The sequence below is a fragment of the Streptococcus infantis genome, assembly GCF_021497965.1.
Lineage (GTDB): Bacteria > Bacillota > Bacilli > Lactobacillales > Streptococcaceae > Streptococcus > Streptococcus infantis_B.
In genome coordinates, this window is record NZ_CP046525.1 from 1,347,809 (window position 1) to 1,359,985 (window position 12,177).

The 12,177-nt window shown below is 35.2% G+C and carries 12 protein-coding genes; all 12 read right to left on the reverse strand.

What is annotated here, in order from left to right:
• Positions 1-2: 2 nt before the first annotated feature.
• The 12 genes from glf to cps4B all read right to left on the reverse strand — a co-directional run bounded on the left by glf (position 3) and on the right by cps4B (position 12,176).
• Complete coding sequence (glf, locus tag GOM46_RS06730; RefSeq protein WP_235083378.1) at positions 3-1,100, reverse strand: UDP-galactopyranose mutase; 1,098 nt, start codon at positions 1,098-1,100, stop codon at positions 3-5.
• A gap of 114 nt (positions 1,101-1,214) precedes the next feature.
• On the reverse strand, positions 1,215-2,363 hold the full coding sequence (locus tag GOM46_RS06735) for a polysaccharide polymerase (RefSeq protein WP_235083379.1): 1,149 nt from the start codon (positions 2,361-2,363) through the stop codon (positions 1,215-1,217).
• A 219-nt stretch (positions 2,364-2,582) separates the two neighbouring features.
• Positions 2,583-3,998, reverse strand: coding sequence for a flippase (locus GOM46_RS06740; protein ID WP_235083380.1), 1,416 nt, complete (start codon positions 3,996-3,998; stop codon positions 2,583-2,585).
• 6 nt (positions 3,999-4,004) lie between these two features.
• A complete protein-coding gene (locus GOM46_RS06745; RefSeq protein WP_235083381.1) occupies positions 4,005-4,970 on the reverse strand; it encodes a glycosyltransferase family 2 protein in 966 nt (321 codons plus the stop codon).
• A 5-nt stretch (positions 4,971-4,975) separates the two neighbouring features.
• Entirely contained in the window at positions 4,976-6,064 is a 1,089-nt protein-coding gene (wecB, locus tag GOM46_RS06750) for a non-hydrolyzing UDP-N-acetylglucosamine 2-epimerase (RefSeq protein WP_235083382.1), read from the reverse strand.
• Entirely contained in the window at positions 6,061-7,146 is a 1,086-nt protein-coding gene (locus tag GOM46_RS06755; RefSeq protein ID WP_235083383.1) for a glycosyltransferase family 4 protein, read from the reverse strand. The genes wecB and GOM46_RS06755 overlap by 4 nt, the downstream gene beginning before the upstream one ends.
• On the reverse strand, positions 7,121-7,843 hold the full coding sequence (locus tag GOM46_RS06760; RefSeq protein ID WP_235084144.1) for a WecB/TagA/CpsF family glycosyltransferase: 723 nt from the start codon (positions 7,841-7,843) through the stop codon (positions 7,121-7,123). Before GOM46_RS06760 ends, GOM46_RS06755 begins: the two co-directional genes overlap by 26 nt.
• A 19-nt stretch (positions 7,844-7,862) precedes the next feature.
• Positions 7,863-8,648: a LicD family protein gene (locus GOM46_RS06765; RefSeq protein WP_235083384.1), complete on the reverse strand. Its 786-nt coding sequence runs from the start codon at positions 8,646-8,648 to the stop codon at positions 7,863-7,865.
• Between the two features lie 4 nt (positions 8,649-8,652).
• A complete protein-coding gene (locus GOM46_RS06770; RefSeq protein ID WP_235083385.1) occupies positions 8,653-10,023 on the reverse strand; it encodes a sugar transferase in 1,371 nt (456 codons plus the stop codon).
• Between the two features lie 17 nt (positions 10,024-10,040).
• On the reverse strand, positions 10,041-10,733 hold the full coding sequence (locus GOM46_RS06775) for a tyrosine-protein kinase (RefSeq protein ID WP_235083386.1): 693 nt from the start codon (positions 10,731-10,733) through the stop codon (positions 10,041-10,043).
• Positions 10,734-10,743: 10 nt separating this feature from the next.
• Positions 10,744-11,436: a CspC family polysaccharide chain length determinant protein gene (locus GOM46_RS06780; protein WP_235083387.1), complete on the reverse strand. Its 693-nt coding sequence runs from the start codon at positions 11,434-11,436 to the stop codon at positions 10,744-10,746.
• Between the two features lie 8 nt (positions 11,437-11,444).
• Positions 11,445-12,176 carry a capsular polysaccharide biosynthesis protein Cps4B gene (cps4B, locus tag GOM46_RS06785; RefSeq protein ID WP_235083388.1) on the reverse strand — a complete coding sequence of 244 codons (732 nt, stop codon included), beginning with the start codon at positions 12,174-12,176 and terminating at the stop codon, positions 11,445-11,447.
• Position 12,177 lies beyond the last annotated feature (1 nt).

The following is a 12,177-nucleotide window of genomic DNA, read 5'->3' on the forward strand; positions in this document are numbered from 1 at the left end:
TTTCAATCAAATTCATTTGCTACGACCTCTAGAGCACGCTCAATGACCACGTGCATGTCGTAGTATTTGTAATCTGCTAGCCGTCCACAGAAGATAACCTTGTCATTTTTAGTGGCTTCTTCTTGGTACTTGGCAAACATAGCGTTGTTCTTTTCATCATTGATTGGGTAGTAGGGTTCATCTCCCCGTTTCCAGTCAGCTGGGTATTCACGTGTGATAACTGTCTTCGGTTGGGTACCATACTCGAAGTGCTTGTGTTCGATGACCCGAGTATAAGGAATCTCACGCTCTGTATAGTTGACGACCGCATTCCCTTGATGGTTTTCCTCATCCAAGACTTCGTGTTCAAAACGAAGACTGCGATACTCCAACTCCCCATGTTTGTAATCAAAGTACTGGTCAATCATCCCTGTAAAGACAACTTTTTCAGCTGAAGCTTCCAGCTCTTCACGATTGGCAAAGAAATCAACTCCAAGCTCTACTTCTACATCGCCCAACATATTTTCAATGATGACGTTGTAACCACCGATTGGAATTCCTTGGTAACGGTCATTAAAGTAGTTGTTATCAAAGGTCAAACGAACTGGTAGACGTTTGATGATAAATGGTGGAAGATCTGTAGCAGAACGACCCCATTGTTTTTCGGTATAGCCCTTAATCAACTTTTCATAGATATCTGGGCCAATCAACTTGATAGCTTGTTCTTCCAAGTTCTTAGGCTCAACGTCTTTCATGTCAGCTGTCTGCTCAGCAATCTTATCCTTGACTTCTTGAGGAGTCTTTGTTCCCCACATAGCATAAAAAGTATTCATGTTGAAGGGAAGATTGTAAAGATTGCCCTTGTAGTTAGCTACTGGTGAGTTGATATAGTTGTTAAATTCAGCGAACTGGTTGACATAGTCCCATACTTTTTTGTTGGACGTATGGAAAATGTGGGCACCGTACTTGTGAACGTTGATACCTTCAATATTTTCACAGTAGATATTACCACCGATGTGATCTCGCTTGTCAATCACTTTTACTTTTTTACCACGTTTCGTTGCTTCGTGTGCGAAGATTGCCCCAGACAAACCTGCACCAACAATTAAATAATCATACATTTTAAAACTCCGTTAATGAATTCTACAATTTCTTATCAATGCTGACTCAGAGTCAACATTTCCCTAGAAGGCCACATATCGTCTATCATACCTATCTAAAAATTAATGCTGAAGCTAGGTTATATTTAATGTAACACTATCATTTGATTCTTTTTCGCTAAAGGTATTTGTTGTAAATAGTAAAAACATGAATATATTATATGTAGGAACAAACCAGAAGGCTTCAATCATACAGTTAAAAGCAATCAATGATAAAATCGCAACTAATAAATATTGACCATCCTTATACTGTTTCCTTGAGGCGACAACATAAATTATTAGTAATAGTACTACAGGCACTATTCCATATGTAAACAACATCTGCACATAAGAGGAATCCACATAGTTATACCCTATTACAGATTCTGTTTTCCCACCTGATCCTATAAATTGAACGTTTCTCGTTCCAAATAGATGAACTCCAAATGTATCAAATGCATTCCTACCTAGAGCTAGTCTTCCCGTGATTAATTTGTTTACCGATACCAAAAATGGATTAGACCAAGAAAACTTGTATGACAAATAGGTAACAATTGATGCGAATACAACAGCCGAATAAGGCAGCAAGGCAAATATTTTTAGTTTTTTCCCATTGCTGTAATAAAAATAAATGAAAATAACTGTCGCTAACAAAATTGACAAAGCATTTAAACGTGCATCGCAGTATTTTATAATAAAAGCTGATAGCAAGACGCCAAACAGAGATCTGGTCCATATAAATTTATCTTTTAAAAGATAAGAAACTGCTAAAAATAGATAGAAGCAATGTGATGCAAAATCCGTAGGATAAATAAATCCAAACGAATTTCGAATAACTCCCGCACGATTATATTGCAGGTTAGGAATCATGCCAACCAGCGATAAAAGAAAAACACCAACTACGAGAATACCAGCTACAACTATATAGTTCCTCAAAACTACTTTCATATCTACATTAACCAAGAGGACTAGTAGCATCGAATAGACTAGAAAATTAAGTCTGTTCGTTTGAAAATACACTAATCCCCCCGAAAGCAACAATAGAATAGAAAGTATTAGATATTTGTATGAGACCTGCATCTTATACAAAAAACGAAGTCCTAAAAGCAATACAACTAAAAATAGGAAATTTACTTTGACTTGAAAAAAAGTCCTATCCAGCATCGTAGTTGATATGGTATTAAAAAACACCACTACAGATACAACAATGCTGACTAGTAGGTTTTCAAATTTAATTTTTATCATACTTTTTGAAAAAGAATCATACAGGGTGAATTATAAGAAAAAGAAATATGGAATTGAATGAGAAAAAATAATATTTCTTTAATCTTCTAGTTCACTTATACTCTTCTATCCTCCCTTTCCTAACTATTTAATCAACCAAAGCGAAATTAATTCTATACAAGAGTTCATTATTACAACAAGACTATAAGCTACTGAAATTTCTATTTATTCCTTTCAATTTCACTTATTCAATAACTGCTGTTTTAACTCTCTTGGATTAATTACTTTTAAGAATAGTATTTGAGAAATGTAAAGTATCGCTCCTATTGTAGCAAATACCATAACATTTATAACAGGCGTAAAATTCACTGTAGTTTTTACAACGAATAGTACACCGTACATAAGAGCTGATGCTCCTATAATTTTAAAAGTCGAAGCTAGAAGAGGCACTTCCTTTAAATAGTTTCTTGTAAAATACAGTTGAATAGCCCATACTAAGGCTTCTGTTAATACAGAAACAATGGCTGCTCCGATATAACCTAATTTAGGTAGTAATAATAAATTTAAACCGACACTCACAATAGCTGGAATAGTTGTCGAAATCATAAATTCTTTATTTTTATTATGTGGAATCAAGATTTGAATACCCATAATATTTGTCCAGCCAATAAAGAACATTCTAAAAATCATAATTGCTATCGCATATTTAGCATCTTGGAAATCCTGTCCTAAGAAAAATTGCACGAAATCATCATTAACAATTAACATTCCTGCTATTATAGGAAAAATGACTAAATTGTATATTAAGAAAGACATCTGATGCATTTTGTTTACAGCCTTGTGATCTCCAGTTGATAGGAGATTGGCAACACGAGGAAGCATTACGCTTCCTAACGAAGTCACTAGTGTAAGCAAAATATTGACCAATTTTAAGGCTTGGTCATAAATTCCGACATCTTTAGTTGAGGCTAATGCCCCTAGCATAGTACGATCCAAAGTAACATATAGCGAAATAGCTATTTGCGGCAAAAACAAGAGAACAACTGGTTTCAAGTGTTGTTTAGCATAGGACCAATCAAAATGTGGTTTCCCGATAAATTCTCTGGCTGGCAACCACATACTCAACTGCCCTAGTAGCTCAAATATCGTCAACAAAAAAACATATAAATATAAATCATTTGCTGATTTAACAAACAAGAAAATCGAAATAACACCAACAAGTTTAACAGTAATATTTCTAACTGTTATCTTGCGAAAGTCCTCTAACCCCTGAAATAACCAAGAAATATCCATACCTTTAGATACCAAACTCAATCCCAATATATAGGCAACTGGATTCTGCATAAATGACAAGGACAGACATAAGAGAATGTATAAGCATATCGACAGAATGGTCGCACCAAACTGCAAGGTGTATATGCCCCAAAAGTTTTTTCGGATATCTTTACGATGGCCTGAAATTTCTTTAGTACCATAATTGGCCACGCCCAATGTCGCCAATAAAATAAAGTAGGTTACAATTGAATTGAAATAACCATAAGTCCCTAAATCAGTTGAACTAAATACCCTAGTTACATAAGGTGTTGTTATAATAGGAAGAATTATCACTAGTAGCTGGTAAGAGAGATTATATGCATAATTTTTTAAAACCTTCATTCTTACCTAACTCATCTTCTCTCTAATTTTTTCATACAGTTTTGGAGAAACCAAAAGCATCAAGTATTTCACTTTATTTTTCCTTGTAACATTTGAATTCAGAATAACATCTTTGAAATATTGAATGTATTCTTTTCTAATTTTATTAACTTCAGCATACATATCTGAACTAAGCATAGCATGTACAATATGCAGACCATTAAAAACATAGCGAACATTTAAAGCCCTTCTCATTTCCTTATCATTAGGATAGTCTCGTTCGATATAGCTTCTATTCCATTCCATGGCCTTGTAAAAATCTAAGAGACGATCACTATACTTAGAATTTACAATACTACCAGGTCTTCGATAATATTTATATAGATTAATGTCTCCTACCGCAATGTGTTTACAAGAAGCAATATGCTCGTAAGCTATTGCTAAGTCTTCGTAAAGCATTCCTTTAGGATAAGGGAAACGTGACAGAATCGTCTTCTTATAAAGTTTCCCACCCGAATGAGTCCCTACACGATTTCCATAGAACATCTCTTTTAAGGCTGTATAGCGATCTAATTTTTCAGAAGATTTCTCCGTTAAAGAGCCAGAGAAATCTTTAGATTCATAATCTCGAACTTCAATCACTGGAGTTGCTACTAGTTCAACTCCGTATTTATCTCTAAGTCCTACTAAATATTCTACAGCTCTTTTATCGTAATAATCGTCTGAATCAACAAAGATAATCCAATCAGTTGAGGCTTCTTTAACTCCTGTATTTCGAGCATTGGATATTCCTCCATTTTCAATATGGAGTACTCGTACACGCTTATCTTCTTGAGCATGTTGGTCACAAATTTCTCCCGAACGATCTGTAGAACCATCGTCTACCAGTATAATTTCTATATTTTTATAGGTCTGTTGTCTTAGACTGTCCACACAATAGCTTAAGCAATCTTCGACATTGTATACTGGTACAATAATAGAAACCTTATCCATTATCCCTATCCTTCCAAAATAATATCGACGATTCTTTCACAAGCTTTTCCATCTCCGTATGGGTTGCTAGCCTTACTCATCTTGTTATATTCTGCTTGGTCTTCTAAAAGAAGTTTAAAATTAGAGTAAATATTTTCTTCTTCTGTTCCTACCAATTTCAAAGTTCCTGCCGCAATCCCTTCAGGACGTTCTGTGGTATCACGCATGACTAAAACTGGTTTCCCTAAAGATGGAGCCTCTTCCTGAACACCGCCAGAGTCTGTTAAAATCATATAGCTTTGGTTCATAAAATTATGGAAATCAATGACCTCTAAAGGTTCAATAATTTTCATGCGTTCATTTTCACCAAATACTTTACTTGCCAACTCTCGAACCTTAGGGTTTTTATGAATTGGGTAAACAACCTTAACATCTTCAAATTCATTTAAAATACGGTTAACGGCATTAAACATATGCTCCATTGGTCGCCCAAGATTTTCACGTCTGTGAGCTGTCAGCATAATTAACTTACTGTCCTTAGCCCACTCTAAAATTGGGTGGTCGTAATTTTCCTGAACAGTTGTCTTCAAAGCATCAATAACGGTATTCCCAGTCACAAAGATATTTTTTCTTCCTTCTTTCAGAAGATTCTCCTTGGCCGTTTCTGTTGGTGCAAAATGATAATCCGCAATAATAGAAGTTGTTTGACGATTAAACTCCTCAGGAAAAGGGCTCTGGAGATTATAAGTTCGCAACCCTGCTTCCACGTGCCCAACTTTTATTCCCATGTAAAAGGCAGCCAAAGCCGTAGCAAAAGTCGTAGTTGTATCACCGTGAACAAGAACGATATCTGGTTTTTCTTGCTCTAAAACTGTTTGAATCTTATCAAGAATACTAGTCGTGATTGTAAATAGAGTTTGGTTCGCTTTCATAATTCCTAAATCATAATCAGGTACTACTTCAAAAACATCCAAAACTTGTTCAAGCATTTCTTTGTGTTGGCCAGTTACACAGACAATAGTCTTAATTGAATCATTTTTCTTCAACTCATTTACTAATGGACACATTTTGATTGCTTCTGGACGTGTCCCAAAAACCAACATTACTTTTTTCATTTTGGTTCTCCCTGTATCTCTCTATACAACGCTCGATAATTTTCTAAAAACATAGGATAACTAAATTTTTCGTCATAGGTTTTTTTGGCTTGGAAAGCTAGACTATTTCTTAATGCTACATCTGTTGCTAATTTGTCTATAGCACCAGCTAGGGCAATCGGATCTTTTACTGGGACTAAGATTCCATTTTCATTTGTAACAACTTCGTTTAATCCCGGTATATCCGTGGCAACTAAGGTTTTGCTATTCATAAATGCCTCAATGGCAACTAAGCCAAATCCTTCAAATACTGAAGGCAAAACACAAAAATCAAAACTATTGATACATTCTACGATATCCTTGCGATATCCTAAAAATGTTACTGAATCTTGAAGATGTAGCTCTTCAACCTTATTCTCAAGTTCATTTTTAAGCTCACCATCACCGACGATAAACAATCGAATATCCTTTACCGTAAGTAAAGACATAGCTTCAATAAGATATATCAAGCCCTTCTGTTCAGATAATCTTGCAATACACCCTATTCTAATCCCACTATAACTGATAATCTCATCGACTTGGTCATCCGTTTCTTTGAAGACGACTCCATTATAAATAACCCTACTATCCGTAATGCCTACGTCCTCTTTTAAGTTTTTATTTACTGCTTCTCCTACTGCTACACTTTTAGCATTTCCTAAAGCAAATTTATATAGAGGTAATTTATCTTTGAAGACATTGTGGGCAGTATAAACGTGTATTAATTTTGAATTAAACAGTTTTAATAAACGGATATAAAAAGCGGCCATACGATGATGAGTGTGAACTATAGTAATCTCATTATTTTTGATAATCTGGTAAATAGAATATAGAAGCTTTAATATTGTCAAAGGATTTTTACTATCGATATCTAAAATTTTATGATGTTGAATCCCTTGATTAGCAAGCTCACTCTCCCAAAGTCCACCAGTAGATGCGATATGAACCTGATCAAATTCATCCTTAAGATCTGTCGCCAACTGGTAGACAATCCGTTCCGCACCACCGATATCCATGGTACGTGAAATATGTAGAATATTATTTTTTCGACTTCCGTTTTTCATCTAAAACTCGCTTAATAAAAGTGACATTTCCTACGAAATACCGTTTAAAGAGGCGTTTCGGCTCATTTACCACGCGGAACAACCACTCAAGATTTGATTTTTGCATCCAGAGAGGAGCTCGTTGGATATGACCAGACAGGACATCAAAACTGCCTCCAACTCCCATAAAGACAGAATTAACACCTTGATCCATAAATTTTTGAATGATGTATTCTTTCTTGGGAGAGGTAATCCCAACAAAAACAAAATCAGGATTTTTCTCTCGGATATCTTCTTGAATGCCATATTCATCTTCTTCAGAAAAATAACCATTACGATATCCAAGGACTCGTAAATTTGGATAGTCTTTCTTAAAGATTTCCAACATATCTATTAAAACTTCTTCCTTAGCACCAAAAAAATAAACCGAATAAGACTTTTCATTAGCTAAATGGAGCAATTTTTGCATCAAATCAATTCCAGCGACTCTCTCAGGAACTTGATATCCCAAAAAACGGGAAGCTAGAACGACTGAAGCTCCATCAGCATTAATGATTTCAGAATCGTTCACTATCTTTTTAATCGATTCATCTGTTTGACATTGATTAATCTTGTCTGCATTCACCCCCATTAGATGGAGTGGCCGTTGCTCAAGAACAAATTTTTCAACAGCTTGGACAGTTTCGTCCATTGTTAAGGGGTCAATTCTGACCCCCATTAAATCAAAACTATTCAATTTAATCTCCCCACGTAGACTCAAAATGACCCTTACGCTCAGCTTCTTTTGGTAGTTGCATGTAATCACCATATATTTTTGTCAAATATTCATCAGGATTTGCATGACAACTAATTTGTAAGTTTTCAAACTCTAGTAATTGCGGTTCCCCGAACACTTCTTTTCTTGCGAGTTCTCGCTCGCGGTAAGAACCTAAGACATTTCCAACCATGGTACTAGTCTCGTAATCATATTCTTTAATGATATTTTGTAATTTTTTATTAATTTTTGAAGTGTTTAAAAGCTTATTTAATTTTAAGGCTTTGGAAACTTTCACAATTGCATTTTCGAACGAGCCTCTATCTCTTTCATGCAAACGATCGATGACAGAAATTTTAGACAAGGCACGATAAAGTTTGATTTTATTTGTATGCAACCAGTAGTGAAAACCATCTTCTGGATAACCATCTAAGGGAAAGATATCAATAAAAGGACTACACCATTCATTACCAAATTGAATTTGGACTGAAGTATCCATAATCGAAGTATTACCTAGATTATCATCGTGAAGTCTTAAAATAACACTTTCAGGAAGTTCTTTCTCACAGATTGATAAGAATTTTTCATAATCTTTTCTGGGCATTCCTAAATCCATATCGTCGTCCCACGGGATAAAACCCTTATGACGAATAGCACCGAGTAAAGTCCCACCCAAGGCATAATATCGCAAATCATGCCTTTTACAAAGATCGATATAACTTTCTAAAAGAGTTAACTCTCCTAATTGAATCTCTCTCACTTTATTCATAGAATCACTTTGCTCCATCTCTCATCAAAACTACTTTTATTGTTTTTAATAAAATTTCAAAATCTTTCCAAATTGTCCAATCATCGATATAGGCCACATCTAGTTTGACAACATCATCAAAATTGGTAATTCCACTACGACCACTAATTTGCCACAAGCCAGTAATTCCTGGTTTGAAACTCAAACGACGTTTTTGCTCTGGTGTGTATTTTTCGTATTCATCGACAGTTGGAGGACGAGTTCCTACTAAGCTCATATCGCCAATCAACACATTCCAAAACTGGGGCAATTCATCCAAACTTGTCTTTCGAATAAAGTGTCCAATTTTTGTAACGCGAGGGTCATTGTCCATCTTAAACATCCCACCCTGCATAGTATTTTGGTCCATCAATTGTAGCTTGATTTCTTCTGCATCTACCCTCATGGAACGGAATTTATAAAATGTGAAATAGCGACCATTTTTACCAACTCGGGTTTGAGAGAAGATTGCTGGTCCACCATCTTTTCGAATCATTGGCACAAGGACTATACTTACAAGACCAAATATAATTAGTCCTACAATAGCACCAAGAATATCAATGATTCTCTTAGCAATGATATGACTAGGTTTATATAAATTTGTAGAGAAAGTTACTACATTCAAACCAGCCATCTCATGAATTTGTTTGTTTCTACCTAAATTTTTATCAAAAGCATTTAGATTAACTGTAACATCAATACCCATCGTTTCAAATTGAGAAATAATGCTACCAATGTCATAATCCTCACTTGGCAAATTCACGAAAACCTCATCCACTACTTCGTGAGTTGCATAATGAATGAGATGTTCATGTGGAACAATCGTAACTTTATTATGTTTAAAATTTGGATCATCTAAGACACTTACTGCTACAAGCTTTCCAAAAACATCATTAGAAGTCAAGAGACGATCAATTACTTTCTCAGTACGTGTTGCCGCAGTTATCAAAAGAATTTTACGACTTCCTTTTAAATTATGGTTAAATTGTACCCAATATTTTTTTATAACAAAGCTGAGAATGTAGTTGAAAATCCCATATAATGAAAGGAAGTAAATCATTCCTCTTCTCGAAATCACAAATTGGTCTTTTAAAAAGAAACTAGAGAAACTAATTAACAAAGCAAAAAAGATAATGTATTTTATTGTCTCTATCAATTCGACCGATTGACTTCGTTTGAAAAAATCCTTCCCATAACTACTGATGTAGAAGGCAGCAAAGTGAAGAAAATAAAGGACAAAAACAGTTTTTGCAACAATCTTTGTTTCTGTTACAGAAATTAGTATATAAGCTAATACACTAACCAGTATACTCTGCAAAAACGCTAGAGTTACCTTATAGAAACCCCTTCCTTCCATATATTTACTCCCTAAACTTATTTTTGACCGTAAGCACCATAGCTCCCATAACCACCATATGTGCCATACTTTTCAAGATGAATATCGAACTTATTTAGAATAACACCAAGGAATGGTGTCCCAGTTTGTTCTAATTGGGTCTTAGCTTTTTGAACTTCTCTACGTTTAGTTGCAGAAGCCTCTGTCACTAAAATAGAAGCATCACATTTTTGCGCAATAATCGCTGCATCAATTACAACTCCGATAGGAGCTGTATCTACAATAATATAATCAAAATACTTGCGTAGTGTTTCTATCATAACTTCAAATTTCTCACTTTGAAGAAGTGCTGTTGGATTCGGAGAAATAGCCCCAGATTGGATAACAAATAGATTTTCCACATTTGTCTCACACAACCCTTGTGATAAGTCCTTTGTCCCAGACAAGTAATCTGTTAAACCAGTGATTTTTTCTCGCGACATGAAGACACCAGACATAACAGAATTTCGAATATCGGCATCAACAAGAAGGGTTTTATAACCAGCACGCGCAAAAGACCATGCAATATTAGTTGAAGTCGTTGATTTTCCTTCTCCAGGTCTAACCGAAGAAATAGCAATAACCTTTAACTTATCTCCACTCAATTGTATATTAGTACGCAAAGCATTGTAATATTCCTCTGCTTTTTTTACGAATGTTTGGCGTTTTTCTGATAATTCTAACTTTGCCATTTTTACTCCCTTACTTTAATTTCTCTAAATTTGGAATAACTCCCAAAAGCGAAATATGCATAACTTCTTCAATATCTTCTGGACGTTTTACACGGTCATCTAACAATTCGACTAATAGAGCTAATAGAATGACAATACTTGCTCCTATCCCAACACCCAAGATTGTATTGCGACGAATGTTTGGAGAAGATGGTGATAGAGCAGGGCGAGCTTCTTCTAAAGTAGTTACGTCAGATACTTTCGTAACAGAGATAATTTTTTGAGCAGCCACTTCTCTAAGAGCGTTCGCTATACGACTAGCTTCTTCAGGATTCCCATCTTTTACTGAAATTGACACAATACGGGTGTCTGCTGGAACCGTTACTTGAACTTTTTTAGCGAGGGATTTTGCATCAAAACTCAACCCTTGGTCAGCTACTACTTTTTCTAATACATCTTGAGATAGAATAATTTCTCGGTAGTCTTTTACCAAGTATGAACCAGCTTGCAAATCTTGATTAGTCAGACCAGGTTTATCTCCTTGGTTACGATTGACCACATAGATACGTGTGGTACTTGTAAATTGAGGTTTAACTACAAATGAACTATATCCAAAAGCAAGCGCACCTGTGACAATTGCTGCCAACGCTATTATCAATTTGCGTTTCCATAAAACCTTTAGCATTTGCACTACATCAATTTCGATTTTATCTTGTTCTTTCATCGTTTCTCCTATATAATTTCATCTTTTATAATTTTTGAAGGATTTGTTTCAAAAAGCTCCTGAGCTTTTTCTTTGCCATATTTTCTACTTATCAAATCATAAGCTTCTCTCATATGAGGTCGTCTATCATCCAAATTATGCATATCACTCGCAACAACATGAACTAAATCTCTATCTAAAAAATAGCGAGCACGTTTCTTCATAAACTTATAAGTATCCCCAAATAGTTTCGGTTTTAGAACACTTGAACTGTTTATTTGCGTATAGCATCCCATATTGATGAGCTCTCTCACTCTTTTTTCATCATTTTCCAAAGCGTGATAACGTTCAATATGAGCAATCACAGGCGTTACACCTAACATGAGAACTTTTGACAAGGCACTATGAATCTCTCGATAAGGTGTATTCATACTAAATTCAATTAAAGCATAGCGTGTGTCATTTAGTTTCGGGATAATATGATTTTCTAATTTGTCCAAGATATCGCTAGTGAAATATATCTCAGCACCGTATAAGATTGTTAAGTCAGGAGCTATCTCCTTGGATAGTTCCTGAATGATTTTAAAATTAGCAGCAATTTTATCTTCCGGTGTCTCAAACATTCCCTTTCGTCGATGAGAAGTTGAAACGATAGTTCGAGCACCTTGTGCATAAGCTTCTTTTAGCAGTGCCCGACTATCTTCTATACTTTTTGGTCCATCATCGACATCAAAAACTATATGTGAATGGATGTCAATCATC

What these genes read in the sequence shown, in the direction of transcription:
- GOM46_RS06740 (WP_235083380.1), bottom strand. Translation starts at nt 3,998, where the DNA reads ATGAAGGTTTTAAAAAATTATGCATATAATCTCTCTTACCAGCTACTA.
- GOM46_RS06735 (WP_235083379.1), bottom strand. Translation starts at nt 2,363, where the DNA reads ATGATAAAAATTAAATTTGAAAACCTACTAGTCAGCATTGTTGTATCT.
- GOM46_RS06770 (WP_235083385.1), bottom strand. Translation starts at nt 10,023, where the DNA reads ATGGAAGGAAGGGGTTTCTATAAGGTAACTCTAGCGTTTTTGCAGAGT.
- GOM46_RS06775 (WP_235083386.1), bottom strand. Translation starts at nt 10,733, where the DNA reads ATGGCAAAGTTAGAATTATCAGAAAAACGCCAAACATTCGTAAAAAAA.
- wecB (WP_235083382.1), bottom strand. Translation starts at nt 6,064, where the DNA reads ATGAAAAAAGTAATGTTGGTTTTTGGGACACGTCCAGAAGCAATCAAA.
- GOM46_RS06780 (WP_235083387.1), bottom strand. Translation starts at nt 11,436, where the DNA reads ATGAAAGAACAAGATAAAATCGAAATTGATGTAGTGCAAATGCTAAAG.
- GOM46_RS06745 (WP_235083381.1), bottom strand. Translation starts at nt 4,970, where the DNA reads ATGGATAAGGTTTCTATTATTGTACCAGTATACAATGTCGAAGATTGC.
- GOM46_RS06760 (WP_235084144.1), bottom strand. Translation starts at nt 7,843, where the DNA reads ATGGGGGTCAGAATTGACCCCTTAACAATGGACGAAACTGTCCAAGCT.
- GOM46_RS06765 (WP_235083384.1), bottom strand. Translation starts at nt 8,648, where the DNA reads ATGAATAAAGTGAGAGAGATTCAATTAGGAGAGTTAACTCTTTTAGAA.
- cps4B (WP_235083388.1), bottom strand. Translation starts at nt 12,176, where the DNA reads ATGATTGACATCCATTCACATATAGTTTTTGATGTCGATGATGGACCA.
- GOM46_RS06755 (WP_235083383.1), bottom strand. Translation starts at nt 7,146, where the DNA reads ATGAAAAACGGAAGTCGAAAAAATAATATTCTACATATTTCACGTACC.
- glf (WP_235083378.1), bottom strand. Translation starts at nt 1,100, where the DNA reads ATGTATGATTATTTAATTGTTGGTGCAGGTTTGTCTGGGGCAATCTTC.